Below are 18,278 nucleotides of genomic sequence, written 5' to 3'. Positions count from 1 at the left end.
TTGTTTTAATGGCGGCATGGCTTGCTCAATTCTTCGTTAGGAGACGGTCAAGATGGCTAAAGAGAAATTCGAACGTAACAAACCGCACGTCAACGTCGGCACCATCGGTCACGTTGACCACGGTAAGACCACTCTGACCGCTGCTCTGACCCGTGTCTGCTCCGAAGTTTTCGGTTCGGCCAAGGTCGACTTCGACAAGATCGACAGCGCTCCGGAAGAAAAAGCTCGTGGTATCACCATCAACACCGCGCACGTAGAGTACGACTCCACCATTCGTCACTACGCGCACGTTGACTGCCCGGGCCACGCCGACTACGTGAAGAACATGATCACCGGTGCCGCCCAGATGGACGGCGCGATCCTGGTCTGCTCGGCTGCCGATGGTCCGATGCCGCAAACCCGTGAGCACATCCTGCTGTCCCGTCAGGTTGGCGTACCGTACATCGTCGTGTTCCTGAACAAGGCCGACATGGTTGACGACGCCGAGCTGCTGGAACTGGTTGAGATGGAAGTTCGCGACCTGCTGAGCACCTACGACTTCCCGGGCGACGACACTCCGATCATCATCGGTTCTGCTCTGATGGCCCTGAACGGCGAAGACGACAACGAGCTGGGCACCACTGCCGTTAAGAAGCTGGTCGAGACTCTGGATAGCTACATTCCTGAGCCGGTTCGTGCCATCGATCGTCCGTTCCTGATGCCGATCGAAGACGTATTCTCGATCTCCGGCCGCGGTACTGTTGTTACCGGTCGTGTAGAGCGCGGTATCGTCAAGATCCAGGAAGAAATCGAAATCGTCGGTCTGCGTCCGACCACCAAGACTACCTGCACCGGCGTTGAGATGTTCCGCAAGCTGCTGGACGAAGGTCGTGCTGGTGAGAACTGCGGCGTGCTGCTGCGCGGCACCAAGCGTGATGAAGTCGAGCGTGGTCAGGTTCTGGCCAAGCCGGGCACCATCAAGCCGCACACCAAGTTCGAAGCTGAAGTGTACGTTCTGTCCAAGGAAGAAGGTGGTCGTCACACCCCGTTCTTCAAGGGCTACCGTCCGCAGTTCTACTTCCGTACCACTGACGTGACCGGTTCGTGCGAACTGCCGGAAGGCGTTGAGATGGTAATGCCGGGCGACAACATCAAAATGGTTGTCACCCTGATCAAGCCGATCGCCATGGAAGACGGCCTGCGCTTCGCGATCCGCGAAGGCGGTCGTACCGTCGGCGCCGGCGTGGTTGCCAAGATCGTCGAGTAATCGGTTGATCTGTTCCTCTCGGGCCGGCATAATGGTCGGCCTGATTTTGCTTTAGGTCAGTAGCTCAATTGGCAGAGCGGCGGTCTCCAAAACCGCAGGTTGGGGGTTCGATTCCCTCCTGACCTGCCATTTTCTAACGAATCTGGCGTGTCTTTCACAGGATCTTCTCGAATGAATGTTAAGGCTGAAGCCAAAGACTCTCGCTTTGATCTGGTCAAGTGGCTGGTTGTCGCTGCCCTGGTTGTTGTGGGTGTCGTAGGTAATCAGTACTTCTCTGCTGAGCCGGTTCTGTATCGTGTTCTGGGTCTGGTTGCTCTGGGTGCTGTTGCTGCCTTCGTGGCGTTTCAGACTGCTCGCGGCCAGGCGTTCGCGGTTCTGCTGAAAGAAGCTCGCGTCGAGATTCGTAAAGTTGTTTGGCCGACCCGTCAGGAAACCACGCAGACCACGTTGATCGTGGTTGCTGTTGTCCTGGTAATGGCGCTGCTGTTGTGGGGGCTCGATTCCCTGCTCGGTTGGCTTGTTTCCCTGATTGTTGGTTAAGGGTGTCTCGTGGCTAAGCGTTGGTACGTCGTGCATGCCTACTCGGGTTACGAGAAGCATGTGATGCGCTCGCTGATCGAGCGCGTGAAACTCGCTGGAATGGAAGATGAATTCGGCGAAATTCTCGTGCCCACTGAAGAAGTGGTCGAGATGCGCAACGGTCAGAAGCGCAAGAGTGAGCGCAAGTTCTTCCCTGGCTATGTTCTGGTCCAGATGGAAATGAACGAGGCGACTTGGCACTTGATCAAGGATACGCCGCGCGTCATGGGCTTCATTGGTGGTACTGCCGACAAGCCGGCGCCGATCACCGAGAAAGAAGCTGAAGCCATTCTCCGTCGTGTTGCCGATAACGGCGACAAGCCCAAGCCGAAGACGCTGTTCGAGCCGGGCGAGATGGTCCGTGTTGTCGATGGCCCGTTCGCCGATTTCGGTGGCGTGGTCGAAGAAGTGAATTACGAGAAGAGCCGTATCCAGGTTGCAGTGACCATCTTCGGTCGCTCCACCCCGGTCGAGCTGGAGTTCAGTCAGGTCGAGAAGGCATAACTGACATAAGCATCCCACACCCCGCAGCCTTAGGCTGCGGGGTTTTGTCGTCACTGGGATAAATGCGTAAGTAACCTCGGGGAGCCGTCAGGCGTTCGAACCCGAAATTGGAGTAGCTAATGGCTAAGAAAATTCAGGCTTATATCAAGCTGCAGGTTAAAGCCGGTCAGGCAAACCCGTCGCCACCCGTTGGTCCGGCTCTGGGTCAGCACGGTGTCAACATCATGGAATTCTGCAAGGCGTTCAACGCCAAGACTCAGGGCATGGAACCTGGTCTGCCGACTCCTGTGATCATCACCGTTTACAGCGACCGTAGCTTCACCTTTGAAACCAAGAGCACCCCGGCATCGGTACTGCTGAAGAAGGCCGCTGGCCTGAGCAGCGGCTCCGCTCGCCCGAACACCGTCAAAGTAGGCACCGTTACCCGTGCTCAGCTGGAAGAGATCGCCAAGACCAAGCAGGCCGATCTGACTGCCGCTGACCTGGATGCGGCCGTGCGCACCATCGCCGGCTCCGCTCGTAGCATGGGCCTGAACGTGGAGGGTGTGTAATGGCTAAGTTGACCAAGCGCCAAAAGGCCATTGCGGCCAAGGTTGAAGCCGGCAAGGCCTACACCTTCGAAGAAGCTGCCGGCCTGCTGGCCGAGCTGTCTGCTGTCAAGTTCACCGAGTCCTTCGACGTCGCAGTGAACCTGGGCGTAGACCCGCGTAAATCCGACCAGGTCGTTCGTGGCGCCACCGTTCTGCCGAACGGCACCGGTAAAAGCGTTCGCGTTGCCGTGTTCACCCAGGGTCCGGGCGCTGAAGCCGCTCTGGCTGCTGGTGCCGACAAGGTAGGTATGGACGATCTGGCTGCCGAAATGAAAGCCGGCGACCTGAACTACGACGTCGTCATCGCTTCCCCGGACGCCATGCGCGTTGTCGGCCAGTTGGGTCAGGTTCTCGGCCCGCGCGGCCTGATGCCGAACCCGAAAGTCGGCACCGTGACTCCGGACGTCGCTACTGCGGTCAAGAATGCCAAGGCTGGTCAGGTGCGTTTCCGTACCGACAAGAACGGCATCATCCACACTTCCGTTGGCAAGGTCGGCTTCGAAGCCACCGCGCTGAAGCAGAACGTGGAAGCCCTGCTGGCTGACCTGAAGCGTCTGAAGCCGTCGACTTCGAAAGGCATCTACGTCAAGCGCGTGACCCTGAGCACCACCATGGGTCCTGGTCTGATCATCGATCAGGCTTCGCTCGACGCGTAAGTGATTGAGCCGGCAGCCTTGTGCTGCCGGCTTTGAAAAAATTGGGGTCCCTGCCTGGCGGGGGCTATCCAAGACCGTAGGTGGCGCAAGCTTTAAAGCAGAGAGAGCGATCTCCCTGAGCCTACGCAGATGGTGCTCCCGATTCATACCGAATCAGACACCAAAACGCCGTCCGGCCCATGTCGGACGAAACGGTAACATCCAGGAGTAAACCCGTGGCAATTAAACTCGAAGACAAGAAGGCCATCGTCGCTGAAGTCAACGAGGCTGCCAAAGCCGGTCTGTCCGCTGTCGTGGCTGATGCCCGTGGCGTGACCGTCGGCGCAATGACCGGACTCCGTAAAGAGGCCCGAGCGGCTGGTGTGTACGTGAAAGTCGTACGTAACACCCTGCTCAAGCGCGCTGTTGAAGGCACTCAGTTCGACGTGCTCAACGACGTGTTCAAAGGCCCGACCCTGATCGCGTTCTCCAACGAACATCCGGGCGCTGCTGCCCGTATCTTCAAGGATTTCGCCAAGGGTCAGGACAAGTTCGAGATCAAGGCAGCTGCGTTCGAGGGCCAGTTCCTCGCAGCAAACCAGATCGACGTACTGGCAAGCCTGCCGACCCGCGAAGAGGGCATTGCCCAGCTGATGAGCGTGATTCAAGGCGCCACCAGCAAACTCGCTCGCACGCTGGCAGCTATTCGCGACCAGAAAGAAGCTGCTGCTGCCTAAGGCCGCGTAAGCACTTTCGAAATCACATGTTTAATTTGATGGTCGCGTAAGGCCGTCACCCCAATACAGGAATTGATAGTCATGTCCCTGACTAACGAGCAAATCATCGAAGCTATCGGCCAGAAATCCGTTATGGAAATCGTTGAGCTGATCAAAGCGATGGAAGAAACCTTCGGCGTTACCGCTGCTGCTGCTGTTGCTGCCGGTCCGGCTGCTGCTGCTCCGGCTGCTGAAGAGCAAACCGAGTTCACCATCGTTCTGGCTGAAGCTGGCGACAAGAAAGTGAACGTGATCAAGGCTGTTCGCGAGCTGACCGGTCTGGGCCTGAAAGAAGCCAAGGCTGTCGTTGACGGCGCCCCGGGCGTGGTCAAGGAAGGCGCTTCGAAAGAAGAAGCCGAAGCTGCCAAGAAAGCCCTGGAAGAAGCAGGCGCCAAGGTCGAGCTCAAGTAAGTTCGCACCTTGCGTCTACAGCCCGAGCGACTCGCACAAGGCTGATGGCTGGTGGCTTTTGCCACCGGCCTTTTTCCGTTCTAGGTTGGCTGTTCGTCAGTCAGCCTGGAATCGGGAAGATCCCGCCCGAGAGGCGGCCGCAAACCGAGGGTTTGCACGATTTTCTGGTCATCGCCGCCGGCGCTGGCCAAATAAGCAGGTGACCAAGCTGGGGAACGCTGATGGCTTACTCATACACTGAGAAAAAACGTATCCGCAAGGACTTTAGCAAGTTGCCGGATGTCATGGATGTGCCTTACCTCCTGGCCATCCAGCTGGATTCCTATCGCGAATTCCTGCAGCAAGGGGCGAGCAAGGAACAGTTCCGTGACATCGGCCTGCATGCGGCCTTCAAATCGGTATTCCCGATCATCAGCTACTCCGGCAACGCCGCTCTGGAGTACGTCGGCTATCGCCTGGGCGATCCGGCGTTCGACGTCAAGGAGTGCGTCCTGCGTGGCGTGACCTTCGCCGTGCCGCTGCGCGTGAAGGTGCGTCTGATCATTTTCGACAAAGAATCGTCGAACAAAGCGATCAAGGACATCAAAGAGCAGGAAGTGTACATGGGCGAAATCCCGCTCATGACCGAGAACGGTACCTTCGTCATCAACGGTACCGAGCGTGTGATCGTTTCCCAGCTGCACCGTTCGCCGGGCGTGTTCTTCGACCACGACCGTGGCAAGACCCACAGCTCGGGCAAGCTGCTGTACTCCGCTCGCATCATCCCTTACCGCGGTTCCTGGCTGGACTTCGAGTTCGACCCGAAGGACGCGGTATTCGTGCGTATCGACCGTCGCCGCAAACTGCCGGCGTCCGTCCTGCTGCGCGCGCTCGGCTACAGCACCGAGGAAGTGCTGGATGCCTTCTACGACACCAACGTCTACCACGTTAAGAGCGAAGGCCTGAGCCTGGAGCTCGTGCCTCAGCGCCTGCGCGGTGAAGTCGCGGTCCTGGACATCAAGGACAGCAGCGGCAAGGTGATCGTGGAGCAGGGCCGTCGTATCACTGCCCGCCACATCAACCAGCTGGACAAGGCTGGCATCAAAGAGCTGGACGTTCCGCTCGAGTACGTCATTGGCCGCACCACTGCCAAGGCCGTCGTGCATCCGGCCACCGGCGAAATCATCGCCGAGTGCAACACCGAGCTGACCGCCGACCTGCTGGTCAAGATGTCCAAGGCACAGGTTGTCCGCTTCGAGACCCTGTACACCAACGACATCGACTGTGGTCCGTTCATCAGCGACACCCTGAAGATCGACAGCACCACCAATCAGCTGGAGGCGCTGGTCGAGATCTACCGCATGATGCGCCCGGGCGAGCCGCCAACCAAGGATGCCGCCGAGACCCTGTTCAACAACCTGTTCTTCAGCGCCGAGCGTTACGATCTGTCTGCCGTCGGCCGCATGAAGTTCAACCGTCGTATCGGTCGTACCGAGATCGAAGGTTCGGGCGTGCTGAGCAAGGAAGACATCGTTGCCGTACTGAAGACCCTGGTCGACATCCGTAACGGCAAAGGCATCGTCGATGACATCGACCACCTGGGTAACCGTCGCGTACGTTGCGTCGGCGAGATGGCCGAGAACCAGTTCCGCGTGGGCCTGGTGCGTGTCGAGCGCGCGGTCAAGGAACGTCTGTCGATGGCCGAAAGCGAAGGCCTGATGCCGCAGGATCTGATCAACGCCAAGCCGGTTGCGGCGGCGGTGAAGGAGTTCTTCGGTTCCAGCCAGCTTTCCCAGTTCATGGACCAGAACAACCCGCTCTCCGAGATCACCCACAAGCGCCGCGTTTCCGCACTCGGCCCAGGTGGTCTGACCCGTGAGCGCGCCGGCTTCGAAGTCCGCGACGTACACCCGACCCACTACGGCCGTGTGTGCCCGATCGAGACGCCTGAAGGTCCGAACATCGGTCTGATCAACTCGCTGGCTGCCTACGCCCGCACCAACCAGTACGGCTTCCTGGAAAGCCCGTACCGCGTGGTCAAGGAAGGCAAGGTCACCAACGACATCGTGTTCCTGTCGGCCATCGAAGAAGCCGATCACGTGATCGCCCAGGCCTCCGCCACCCTGAACGACAAGGGTGAGCTGATCGACGAGCTGGTTGCCGTACGTCACCTGAACGAATTCACCGTGAAGGCGCCGGAAGACGTCACCCTGATGGACGTTTCGCCGAAGCAGGTTGTTTCCGTCGCTGCCTCGCTGATTCCGTTCCTCGAGCACGACGACGCCAACCGTGCACTCATGGGTTCGAACATGCAGCGTCAGGCTGTACCGACCCTGCGCGCCGACAAGCCGCTGGTAGGTACCGGCATGGAGCGCAACGTCGCCCGTGACTCCGGTGTCTGCGTCGTGGCCCGTCGCGGTGGCGTGATCGACTCGGTCGACGCCAGCCGTATCGTGGTTCGCGTCAATGATGACGAAGTCGAAACTGGCGAAGCCGGTGTCGACATCTACAACCTGACCAAGTACACCCGCTCCAACCAGAACACCTGCATCAACCAGCGTCCGCTGGTGAGCAAGGGTGATCAGGTTGCGCGTGGCGACATCATGGCTGACGGCCCGTCCACCGACATGGGTGAACTGGCGCTGGGTCAGAACATGCGCGTTGCGTTCATGCCGTGGAACGGCTTCAACTTCGAAGACTCCATCTGCCTGTCCGAGCGCGTGGTTCAGGAAGACCGCTTCACCACCATCCACATCCAGGAACTGACCTGTGTGGCGCGTGACACCAAGCTCGGCCCAGAGGAAATCTCCTCGGATATCCCGAACGTTGGTGAAGCTGCACTGAACAAGCTGGACGAAGCCGGTATCGTCTACGTCGGTGCCGAAGTCGGCCCGGGCGACATCCTGGTCGGCAAGGTCACCCCGAAAGGCGAGACCCAGCTGACTCCGGAAGAGAAGCTGCTGCGTGCGATCTTCGGTGAGAAGGCGTCCGACGTGAAGGACACCTCCCTGCGCGTGCCGACCGGCACCAAGGGTACCGTCATCGACGTACAGGTCTTCACCCGTGATGGTGTCGAGCGCGACAGCCGTGCCCTGGCCATCGAGAAAGAGCAGCTCGACGAGATCCGCAAGGATCTGAACGAAGAGTTCCGCATCGTCGAAGGCGCGACCTTCGAGCGTCTGCGTTCCGCTCTGGTGGGTGCCATCGCCGAAGGCGGCGCCGGCCTGAAGAAAGGCAGCGCGGTCACCGACGAGTTCCTCGACGGCCTCGAGCGTGGTCAGTGGTTCAAACTGCGCATGGCCGACGACGCGCTGAACGAGCAGCTGGAGAAGGCGCAGGCCTACATCTCCGACCGCCGTCAGCTGCTCGACGACAAGTTCGAAGACAAGAAGCGCAAGCTGCAGCAGGGCGATGACCTGGCTCCGGGCGTACTGAAGATCGTCAAGGTCTACCTGGCCATCCGCCGTCGCATCCAGCCGGGTGACAAGATGGCCGGTCGTCACGGTAACAAGGGTGTGGTCTCGGTGATCATGCCGGTCGAAGACATGCCGCACGACGCCAACGGTACGCCGGTCGACATCGTCCTCAACCCGCTGGGCGTACCGTCGCGTATGAACGTCGGTCAGATCCTCGAAACCCACCTGGGCCTGGCGGCCAAGGGCCTGGGCGAGAAGATCAACCGCATGCTCGAAGAGCAGCGCAAGATCGCTGAGCTGCGCAAGTTCCTCGCCGAGATCTACAACGAGATCGGTGGTCGTCAGGAAAACCTCGACGAGTTCTCCGACAACGAGATCCTCGAGCTGGCGAAGAACCTGAAAGGCGGCGTGCCGATGGCGACTGCCGTGTTCGACGGTGCCAAGGAAACCGAGATCAAGGCCATGCTGAAGCTGGCCGATCTGCCGGAAAGCGGCCAGATGCGTCTGTTCGACGGTCGTACTGGTAACCAGTTCGAGCGCCCGACCACCGTCGGCTACATGTACATGCTCAAACTGAACCACTTGGTGGACGACAAGATGCACGCGCGTTCCACTGGTTCCTACAGCCTGGTTACCCAGCAGCCGCTGGGTGGTAAGGCGCAGTTCGGTGGTCAGCGTTTCGGGGAGATGGAGGTCTGGGCGCTGGAAGCCTACGGTGCCGCCTACACCCTGCAGGAAATGCTGACCGTGAAGTCGGACGACGTGAACGGCCGTACCAAGATGTACAAGAACATCGTGGATGGCGATCACCGGATGGAGCCGGGCATGCCCGAGTCCTTCAACGTGCTGATCAAAGAGATCCGTTCGCTCGGCATCGACATCGATCTGGAAACCGAATAACACGTGACGCGAGGAGAGCGGGGCGGTTAGCCCGCTCTCCGCTCCGCCAGGAGGAAAGGCCTTGAAAGACCTACTGAATTTGCTGAAAAACCAGGGTCAGATCGAAGAGTTCGACGCCATCCGCATCGGGTTGGCCTCGCCTGAGATGATCCGTTCGTGGTCGTTCGGTGAAGTTAAAAAGCCGGAAACCATCAACTACCGTACCTTCAAGCCAGAGCGCGACGGCCTGTTCTGCGCCAAGATCTTTGGCCCGGTCAAGGACTACGAGTGCCTGTGCGGCAAGTACAAGCGCCTCAAGCACCGCGGTGTGATCTGCGAGAAGTGCGGCGTTGAAGTCGCGCTGGCCAAGGTTCGTCGTGAGCGCATGGCGCACATCGAACTGGCCTCGCCGGTTGCCCACATCTGGTTCCTGAAGTCGCTGCCGTCCCGTATCGGCCTGCTGATGGACATGACCCTGCGTGACATCGAGCGCGTGCTCTACTTCGAGAGCTACGTGGTGATCGATCCGGGCATGACCACCCTCGAGAAGGGGCAGCTGCTGAACGACGAGCAGTACTTCGAAGCCCTCGAAGAGTTCGGTGACGACTTCGACGCGCGCATGGGCGCCGAAGCCGTGCGCGAGCTGCTGCACGCCATCGACCTGGATCACGAGATCGGCCGCCTGCGTGAAGAGATTCCGCAGACCAACTCCGAGACCAAGATCAAGAAGCTGTCCAAGCGCCTGAAGCTGATGGAAGCCTTCAAGGACTCCGGTAACCTGCCGGAGTGGATGGTCCTGACCGTTCTGCCGGTTCTGCCGCCGGACCTGCGTCCGCTGGTGCCGCTGGATGGTGGCCGCTTCGCGACTTCGGATCTGAACGATCTGTATCGCCGCGTGATCAACCGTAACAACCGTCTGAAGCGCCTGCTCGATCTGTCGGCGCCGGACATCATCGTGCGCAACGAAAAGCGCATGCTGCAGGAAGCGGTCGACGCCCTGCTCGACAACGGCCGTCGCGGTCGCGCCATCACCGGCTCGAACAAGCGTCCGCTGAAGTCGCTGGCCGACATGATCAAGGGTAAGCAAGGTCGCTTCCGTCAGAACCTGCTCGGTAAGCGCGTGGACTACTCCGGTCGCTCCGTTATTACCGTGGGCCCGACCCTGCGCCTGCACCAGTGCGGTCTGCCGAAGAAGATGGCGCTGGAGCTGTTCAAGCCGTTCATCTTCGGCAAGCTGGAAGCCCGTGGTCTGGCGACCACCATCAAGGCGGCCAAGAAGATGGTCGAGCGCGAGCTGCCCGAGGTCTGGGACGTTCTCGCCGAAGTCATCCGCGAACATCCCGTGCTGCTCAACCGTGCACCGACCCTGCACCGTCTGGGTATCCAGGCGTTCGAGCCGGTTCTGATCGAAGGCAAGGCCATCCAGCTGCACCCGCTGGTCTGCGCCGCGTACAACGCCGACTTCGACGGTGACCAGATGGCCGTGCACGTGCCGCTGACCCTCGAGGCCCAGCTGGAAGCGCGCGCGCTGATGATGTCGACCAACAACATCCTCTCGCCCGCCAACGGCGAGCCGATCATCGTACCGTCGCAGGACGTGGTTCTGGGTCTGTACTACATGACCCGTGAAGCGGTGAACGCCAAGGGTGAAGGTCGCGTCTTCGCCGATCTGCAGGAAGTCGACCGCGTGTTCCGCGCCGGCGAAGCGTCCCTGCACGCCCGTGTGAAAGTGCGTATCAACGAAACCGTCAAAGAGAAAGACGGTTCGATCAGCAAGAACACCCGCATCGTCGACACCACCGTCGGCCGCGCGCTGCTGTTCCAGGTGGTACCGGCCGGCCTGTCCTACGACGTGGTCAACCAGCCGATGAAGAAGAAGGCGATCTCCAAGCTGATCAACCAGTGCTACCGCACCGTGGGTCTGAAGGACACCGTCATCTTCGCCGACCAGCTGATGTACACCGGTTTCGCCTACTCGACCATCTCCGGTGTGTCGATCGGCGTGAACGACTTCGTCATCCCGGATGAAAAAGCGCGCATTATCGATGCCGCCACCGAGGAAGTGAAGGAAATCGAATCGCAGTACGCCTCCGGCCTGGTTACCCAGGGCGAGAAGTACAACAAGGTGATCGACCTGTGGTCGAAGGCCAACGACGAAGTCTCCAAGGCGATGATGGCCAACCTCTCGAAAGAGCCGGTGGTCGATCGCGAAGGCAAGACCGTCGAGCAGGAGTCCTTCAACTCCATGTACATGATGGCCGACTCCGGTGCGCGGGGTTCCGCAGCCCAGATTCGTCAGCTGGCCGGTATGCGTGGTCTGATGGCCAAGCCGGACGGTTCCATCATCGAAACGCCGATCACGGCGAACTTCCGTGAAGGCCTGTCGGTTCTGCAGTACTTCATCTCCACCCACGGTGCTCGTAAAGGTCTGGCGGATACCGCACTGAAGACCGCGAACTCCGGTTACCTGACCCGTCGTCTGGTCGACGTGGCCCAGGATCTGGTGGTGACCGAGGTCGACTGCGGTACCGAACACGGTCTGCTGATGACTCCGCACATCGAAGGCGGCGACGTGGTCGAGCCGCTCGGTGAGCGCGTTCTGGGTCGTGTCATTGCCAAGGACGTGCCGAAGCCGGGCAGCGACGAGATCATCGTGCCGGCCGGTACCCTGATCGACGAGCAGTGGGTCGAGTTCATCGAGCTGAACAGCGTCGACGAAGTGGTCGTGCGTTCGCCGATCACCTGCGAAACCCGCTACGGCATCTGCTCCGCGTGCTACGGCCGCGATCTGGCCCGTGGTCACCAGGTCAACATCGGTGAGGCGGTCGGCGTTATCGCTGCCCAGTCGATCGGTGAGCCGGGTACCCAGCTGACCATGCGTACCTTCCACATCGGTGGTGCTGCAAGCCGTACCTCGGCTGCCGACAGCGTCCAGGTGAAGAACGGTGGTGCGATCCGTCTGCACAACCTGAAGCACGTCGAGCGTGTCGACGGCAACCTGGTAGCGGTTTCCCGTTCCGGTGAGCTGGCCGTGGCCGACGAGTTCGGTCGTGAGCGCGAGCGCTACAAGCTGCCGTACGGTGCCGTTATTTCCGTGAAGGAAGGCGACAAGGTCGACGCTGGCGCCATCGTCGCCAAGTGGGACCCGCACACCCACCCGATCGTGACCGAAATGAAGGGTATCGTGACCTTCGTCGGCATGGAGGAGGGCATCACCATCAAGCGCCAGACCGACGAACTGACCGGTCTGACCAACATCGAGGTGATGGATCCGAAGGATCGTCCGGCTGCTGGCAAGGACATTCGTCCGGCCATCAAGATGGTCGACGCCAACGGCAAGGAACTGCTGCTGCCGGGTACCGACGTACCGGCCCAGTACTTCCTGCCTGCCAACGCCCTGGTCGGTGTGGCGGATGGTGCGCAGATCGCGGTCGGTGACGTTATCGCCCGTATCCCGCAGGAAACCTCGAAGACCCGCGACATCACCGGTGGTCTGCCGCGCGTTGCCGACCTGTTCGAAGCCCGTCGTCCGAAGGAAGCTTCGATCCTGGCGGAAATCAGCGGCACCATCTCGTTCGGAAAGGAGACCAAGGGCAAGCGCCGTCTGGTCATCACTCCGACCGATGGCAGCGATCCGTACGAGGAGCTGATTCCGAAGTGGCGTCACCTGAACGTGTTCGAAGGTGAACAGGTCAACAAGGGTGAAGTCATCTCCGACGGTCCGAGCGATCCGCACGACATCCTGCGTCTGCTGGGCGTCAGCGCGCTGGCCAAGTACATCGTCAACGAGATCCAGGACGTTTACCGTCTGCAGGGCGTGAAGATCAACGACAAGCACATCGAGACCATCCTGCGTCAGATGCTGCGCAAGGTCGAAGTCAGCGAGTCCGGCGATTCGTCCTTCATCAAGGGCGACCAGATGGAGCTCACCCAGGTTCTGGGCGAGAACGAGCGTCTGGCCGAGGAAGACAAGTTCATCGCCAAGTACACCCGCGTACTGCTGGGTATCACCAAGGCGTCGCTGTCCACCGAGTCGTTCATCTCGGCGGCTTCCTTCCAGGAAACCACCCGCGTCCTCACCGAGGCGGCGGTTACTGGCAAGCGCGACTACCTGCGTGGTCTGAAAGAGAACGTGGTCGTGGGTCGTCTGATCCCGGCTGGTACCGGCCTGGCCTATCACAGCGAGCGCAAGCGCAAGCGTGATGCCGACAAGCCGGTCCGCGTCAGCGCCAGTGAGGTCGAAGCCGCACTGACCGAAGCGCTGAACTCCAGCGGAAATTGAGTCGAAGCCCCGTCAGTTCGCTGGCGGGGCTTTGCCTTGACTGGGGACGTGAGTCTCTTTAGACTCATGCACCCCTAAATTTGGCAGGGCGTTTGGCTCTGCCATCTTTATTTGTGAGCGTCGAAAGACAACAGTGGAGCTAGTAGATGGCAACTATCAACCAGCTGGTACGTCAGCCGCGTAAGCGCATCGTCGAGAAATCCGACGTGCCTGCGCTGCAGAACTGCCCGCAGCGTCGTGGCGTGTGCACCCGCGTGTACACCACCACGCCGAAGAAACCTAACTCGGCACTGCGTAAGGTATGCCGCGTGCGTCTGACCAACGGCTACGAAGTGTCTTCGTACATCGGCGGTGAAGGCCACAACCTGCAAGAGCACAGCGTCGTGCTGATCCGTGGCGGTCGTGTAAAAGACCTTCCGGGTGTGCGCTACCACACCGTGCGTGGTTCGCTGGATACCTCCGGCGTCAAAGACCGTAAGCAGGGTCGTTCCAAGTACGGTACCAAGCGTCCGAAATAAGGCCGCTTGATCCTTTTTATTTAGTTGAGTCGATAAGAGTAAGGTCGGGCGCGGCGTTCGCCGTTGGTCCCGAGCTAACCTGAAGACCGTTTGAGGGCTTATCAATGCCAAGACGTCGTGTAGCAGCCAAGCGTGAGATCCTGGACGATCCGAAATACGGAAGCCAGATCCTCGCCAAATTCATGAACCACGTGATGGAAAGCGGCAAGAAGGCCGTGGCCGAGCGCATCGTTTACGGTGCTCTGGACACTGTCAAAGCACGCAAGAACAGCGATCCCCTGGAGATCTTCGAGAAAGCTCTCGACGCCATCGCTCCGCTGGTCGAAGTCAAGTCCCGCCGTGTAGGCGGTGCTACCTACCAGGTTCCGGTCGAAGTTCGTCCGTCCCGTCGTAACGCTCTGGCCATGCGCTGGCTGGTGGACTACGCGCGCAAGCGTGGTGAGAAGTCCATGGCTCTGCGTCTGGCTGGTGAGTTGCTGGATGCTGCTGAAGGCAAAGGCGCTGCTGTCAAGAAGCGTGAAGACGTGCACCGTATGGCTGAAGCCAACAAGGCTTTCTCGCACTACCGCTTCTAATTCCGGCTCCACTAACCTTGCGAGGGCTTTATGGCTCGTAATACAGCAATTAACCGCTACCGTAACATCGGTATCTGTGCCCACGTTGACGCGGGCAAGACCACCACTACCGAGCGGATCCTGTTCTACACAGGCCTGAGCCACAAGATGGGCGAGGTGCATGATGGCGCCGCGACCACCGACTGGATGGTTCAGGAGCAGGAGCGTGGTATTACCATTACTTCTGCTGCGATCACCACCTTCTGGGAAGGTTCTCGTCGTCAGTACGACAAGTACCGCGTAAACGTCATCGATACCCCCGGTCACGTTGACTTCACCATCGAAGTAGAGCGCTCCCTGCGTGTACTCGACGGTGCTGTCGTTGTGTTCTGTGGTACTTCGGGCGTTGAGCCGCAGTCCGAAACCGTATGGCGTCAGGCCAACAAGTACGGTGTTCCGCGTATCGTCTACGTGAACAAGATGGACCGTGCCGGTGCCAACTTCCTGCGCGTCGTCGGTCAGATCAAGAACCGTCTGGGTCACACCCCGGTTCCAATCCAGATCGCCATCGGTGCCGAGGACAACTTCCAGGGTCAGGTCGACCTGATCAAGATGAAAGCCATCTACTGGAACGATGACGACAAGGGCACTACCTATCGCGAGGAAGAGATTCCTGCGGAGCTGGTAGACCTGGCCAACGAATGGCGCTCCAACATGGTCGAGGCTGCTGCCGAGGCCAACGAAGAGCTGATGAACAAGTACCTCGAAGAAGGTGACCTGTCCGTCGACGACATCAAGGCTGGTCTGCGCGCCCGTACTCTGGCGAGCGAGATCGTTCCTGCTGTCTGCGGTTCTTCGTTCAAGAACAAGGGCGTTCCCCTGGTTCTGGACGCCGTCATCGACTTCCTGCCTGCTCCGACCGAGATCCCGGCGATCAAGGGTATCCACCCGGATCTGGCCGAGAAGCCGAAAGAGCAGATGGAAGAGTCGGACTACGACGAGCGTCACGCTGACGACAACGAGCCGTTCTCGGCTCTGGCGTTCAAGATCGCGACCGACCCGTTCGTCGGTACCCTGACCTTCGTTCGCGTCTACTCGGGCGTTCTGGAGTCTGGCCAGTCGGTCATCAACTCCGTGAAGGGCAAGAAAGAGCGCGTTGGTCGTATGGTGCAGATGCACGCCAACCAGCGTGAAGAGATCAAAGAAGTACGCGCTGGTGACATCGCTGCTCTGATCGGCATGAAGGACGTCACCACTGGTGAAACCCTGTGCGATCCCGAGAAGCAGATCATCCTCGAACGTATGGACTTCCCGGAGCCGGTGATTTCGGTAGCTGTAGAGCCGAAAACCAAGGCTGACCAGGAGAAGATGGGTATCGCTCTGGGCAAACTCGCTCAGGAAGACCCGTCGTTCCGCGTCAAGACTGACGAGGAAACCGGTCAGACCATCATCTCCGGTATGGGTGAGCTGCACCTGGACATTCTCGTTGACCGCATGAAGCGCGAGTTCAACGTTGAAGCCAACATCGGTAAGCCGCAGGTTTCCTACCGTGAAACCATCACCAAGGACGCTGTCGAGATCGAAGGCAAGTTCGTTCGTCAGTCCGGTGGTCGCGGTCAGTTCGGTCACTGCTGGATTCGCTTCTCGACTCCGGACGTGGACGACAAGGGCAACATCACTGAAGGCCTGGTGTTCACTAACGAGGTCGTTGGTGGTGTGGTACCGAAGGAATACATCCCGGCTATCCAGAAGGGTATCGAAGAGCAGATGAAGAACGGCGTCGTTGCCGGCTATCCGCTGATCGGCCTGAAGGCTACCGTGTTCGATGGTTCCTACCACGACGTCGACTCCAACGAGATGGCGTTCAAGATCGCTGCCTCCATGGCGACCAAGCAGCTGGCCCAGAAGGGTGGCGGCAAGGTGCTCGAGCCGATCATGAAAGTGGAAGTGGTGACTCCTGAGGATTACATGGGTGACGTGATGGGTGACCTGAACCGTCGTCGTGGTCTGATCCAGGGTATGGAAGATTCGGTCTCCGGCAAGGTCATCCGTGCCGAAGTTCCGCTGGGCGAGATGTTTGGTTACGCTACCGACGTTCGTTCCATGTCCCAGGGTCGCGCCAGCTACTCCATGGAATTCTCCAAGTACGCAGAGGCTCCGGCGAACATCGTCGAAGCACTGGTTAAAAAACAAGGCTAATCCCGCCCTTTAAGTAAGAGGTTTACTGTCGTGGCTAAGGAAAAATTCGAACGTAACAAACCGCACGTCAACGTCGGCACCATCGGTCACGTTGACCACGGTAAGACCACTCTGACCGCTGCTCTGACCCGTGTCTGCTCCGAAGTTTTCGGTTCGGCCAAGGTCGACTTCGACAAGATCGACAGCGCTCCGGAAGAAAAAGCTCGTGGTATCACCATCAACACCGCGCACGTAGAGTACGACTCCACCATTCGTCACTACGCGCACGTTGACTGCCCGGGCCACGCCGACTACGTGAAGAACATGATCACCGGTGCCGCCCAGATGGACGGCGCGATCCTGGTCTGCTCGGCTGCCGATGGTCCGATGCCGCAAACCCGTGAGCACATCCTGCTGTCCCGTCAGGTTGGCGTACCGTACATCGTCGTGTTCCTGAACAAGGCCGACATGGTTGACGACGCCGAGCTGCTGGAACTGGTTGAGATGGAAGTTCGCGACCTGCTGAGCACCTACGACTTCCCGGGCGACGACACTCCGATCATCATCGGTTCTGCTCTGATGGCCCTGAACGGCGAAGACGACAACGAGCTGGGCACCACTGCCGTTAAGAAGCTGGTCGAGACTCTGGATAGCTACATTCCTGAGCCGGTTCGTGCCATCGATCGTCCGTTCCTGATGCCGATCGAAGACGTATTCTCGATCTCCGGCCGCGGTACTGTTGTTACCGGTCGTGTAGAGCGCGGTATCGTCAAGATCCAGGAAGAAATCGAAATCGTCGGTCTGCGTCCGACCACCAAGACCACCTGCACCGGCGTTGAGATGTTCCGCAAGCTGCTGGACGAAGGTCGTGCTGGTGAGAACTGCGGCGTGCTGCTGCGCGGCACCAAGCGTGATGAAGTCGAGCGTGGTCAGGTTCTGGCCAAGCCGGGCACCATCAAGCCGCACACCAAGTTCGAAGCTGAAGTGTACGTTCTGTCCAAGGAAGAAGGTGGTCGTCACACCCCGTTCTTCAAGGGCTACCGTCCGCAGTTCTACTTCCGTACCACTGACGTGACCGGTTCGTGCGAACTGCCGGAAGGCGTTGAGATGGTAATGCCGGGCGACAACATCAAGATGGTTGTCACCCTGATCAAGCCGATCGCCATGGAAGACGGCCTGCGCTTCGCGATCCGCGAAGGCGGTCGTACCGTCGGCGCCGGCGTGGTTGCCAAGATCGTCGAGTAATCAACGATCCGCTTGAAAGAAAGGGGCCCTTCGGGGCCCTTTTCTTTTGAGCTGGTTAAAAGTTGACACCCCTGGGGGGCATCCGTACAATTGCGCCTCCCTCGAACGGGCGTAGTCCGTCTGTGGGGATTAGCAGCTTGGAATCTGAGGTCAAAATGCAAAACCAACAAATCCGTATTCGGTTGAAGGCTTTTGACCATCGCCTGATCGATCAATCTACCCAGGAAATCGTGGAAACCGCGAAACGTACTGGTGCTCAGGTGCGTGGTCCGATTCCTCTGCCTACTCGTAAGGAGCGGTATACCGTTCTGATTTCCCCGCACGTCAACAAAGACGCGCGTGATCAGTACGAAATCCGCACTCATAAGCGTGTTCTGGACATCGTCCAGCCGACGGATAAAACCGTTGATGCGCTGATGAAGCTCGACCTTGCGGCAGGCGTGGAAGTGCAGATCAGCCTCGGCTAAAACCTGGCGGTTTTAGTCG

14 protein-coding genes and 1 tRNA gene are annotated in these 18,278 nt (G+C 59.4%); all 15 read left to right on the top strand.

Going from position 1 to position 18,278, the window contains the following annotated elements:
- Positions 1–52: 52 nt before the first annotated feature.
- The 15 genes from tuf (FIV02_RS21225) to rpsJ all read left to right on the top strand — a co-directional run bounded on the left by tuf (FIV02_RS21225) (position 53) and on the right by rpsJ (position 18,259).
- Positions 53–1,246, top strand: a complete 1,194-nt coding sequence (tuf, locus tag FIV02_RS21225) for an elongation factor Tu (RefSeq protein ID WP_152489706.1) — start codon at positions 53–55, stop codon at positions 1,244–1,246.
- A 53-nt stretch (positions 1,247–1,299) separates the two neighbouring features.
- A tRNA-Trp gene (locus tag FIV02_RS21220) sits at positions 1,300–1,375 on the top strand.
- Between the two features lie 42 nt (positions 1,376–1,417).
- Positions 1,418–1,786, top strand: a complete 369-nt coding sequence (secE, locus tag FIV02_RS21215) for a preprotein translocase subunit SecE (RefSeq protein ID WP_037057257.1) — start codon at positions 1,418–1,420, stop codon at positions 1,784–1,786.
- A 9-nt stretch (positions 1,787–1,795) separates the two neighbouring features.
- Positions 1,796–2,329, top strand: a complete 534-nt coding sequence (nusG, locus tag FIV02_RS21210) for a transcription termination/antitermination protein NusG (protein ID WP_037057253.1) — start codon at positions 1,796–1,798, stop codon at positions 2,327–2,329.
- A gap of 119 nt (positions 2,330–2,448) precedes the next feature.
- A complete protein-coding gene (gene rplK, locus FIV02_RS21205) occupies positions 2,449–2,880 on the top strand; it encodes a 50S ribosomal protein L11 (protein WP_021488823.1) in 432 nt (143 codons plus the stop codon).
- A complete protein-coding gene (gene rplA, locus FIV02_RS21200; RefSeq protein WP_037057251.1) occupies positions 2,880–3,575 on the top strand; it encodes a 50S ribosomal protein L1 in 696 nt (231 codons plus the stop codon). The genes rplK and rplA overlap by 1 nt, the downstream gene beginning before the upstream one ends.
- A gap of 215 nt (positions 3,576–3,790) precedes the next feature.
- Complete coding sequence (gene rplJ, locus FIV02_RS21195) at positions 3,791–4,291, top strand: 50S ribosomal protein L10 (RefSeq protein ID WP_037057248.1); 501 nt, start codon at positions 3,791–3,793, stop codon at positions 4,289–4,291.
- Between the two features lie 81 nt (positions 4,292–4,372).
- Complete coding sequence (gene rplL / locus FIV02_RS21190) at positions 4,373–4,741, top strand: 50S ribosomal protein L7/L12 (protein WP_037057245.1); 369 nt, start codon at positions 4,373–4,375, stop codon at positions 4,739–4,741.
- A gap of 221 nt (positions 4,742–4,962) precedes the next feature.
- On the top strand, positions 4,963–9,036 hold the full coding sequence (rpoB, locus tag FIV02_RS21185) for a DNA-directed RNA polymerase subunit beta (protein WP_152489707.1): 4,074 nt from the start codon (positions 4,963–4,965) through the stop codon (positions 9,034–9,036).
- 61 nt (positions 9,037–9,097) lie between these two features.
- Positions 9,098–13,297, top strand: coding sequence for a DNA-directed RNA polymerase subunit beta' (gene rpoC, locus FIV02_RS21180; RefSeq protein ID WP_037057238.1), 4,200 nt, complete (start codon positions 9,098–9,100; stop codon positions 13,295–13,297).
- A 146-nt stretch (positions 13,298–13,443) separates the two neighbouring features.
- Positions 13,444–13,815: a 30S ribosomal protein S12 gene (gene rpsL / locus FIV02_RS21175; RefSeq protein WP_004373429.1), complete on the top strand. Its 372-nt coding sequence runs from the start codon at positions 13,444–13,446 to the stop codon at positions 13,813–13,815.
- Between the two features lie 104 nt (positions 13,816–13,919).
- Positions 13,920–14,390 carry a 30S ribosomal protein S7 gene (gene rpsG / locus FIV02_RS21170; protein WP_003246741.1) on the top strand — a complete coding sequence of 157 codons (471 nt, stop codon included), beginning with the start codon at positions 13,920–13,922 and terminating at the stop codon, positions 14,388–14,390.
- A 30-nt stretch (positions 14,391–14,420) separates the two neighbouring features.
- Complete coding sequence (gene fusA / locus FIV02_RS21165) at positions 14,421–16,568, top strand: elongation factor G (RefSeq protein ID WP_037057235.1); 2,148 nt, start codon at positions 14,421–14,423, stop codon at positions 16,566–16,568.
- A gap of 30 nt (positions 16,569–16,598) precedes the next feature.
- On the top strand, positions 16,599–17,792 hold the full coding sequence (gene tuf, locus FIV02_RS21160; protein ID WP_152489706.1) for an elongation factor Tu: 1,194 nt from the start codon (positions 16,599–16,601) through the stop codon (positions 17,790–17,792).
- Positions 17,793–17,947: 155 nt separating this feature from the next.
- On the top strand, positions 17,948–18,259 hold the full coding sequence (rpsJ, locus tag FIV02_RS21155; RefSeq protein WP_003243886.1) for a 30S ribosomal protein S10: 312 nt from the start codon (positions 17,948–17,950) through the stop codon (positions 18,257–18,259).
- The last annotated feature ends 19 nt before the right edge of the window (positions 18,260–18,278 follow it).

This window comes from Pseudomonas sp. THAF187a (assembly GCF_009363395.1).
Classification (GTDB): Bacteria; Pseudomonadota; Gammaproteobacteria; order Pseudomonadales; family Pseudomonadaceae; genus Aquipseudomonas; species Aquipseudomonas khazarica.
Note: the sequence above shows the minus strand (reverse complement) of the source record. Positions and strands in the feature narration are given on the sequence as shown.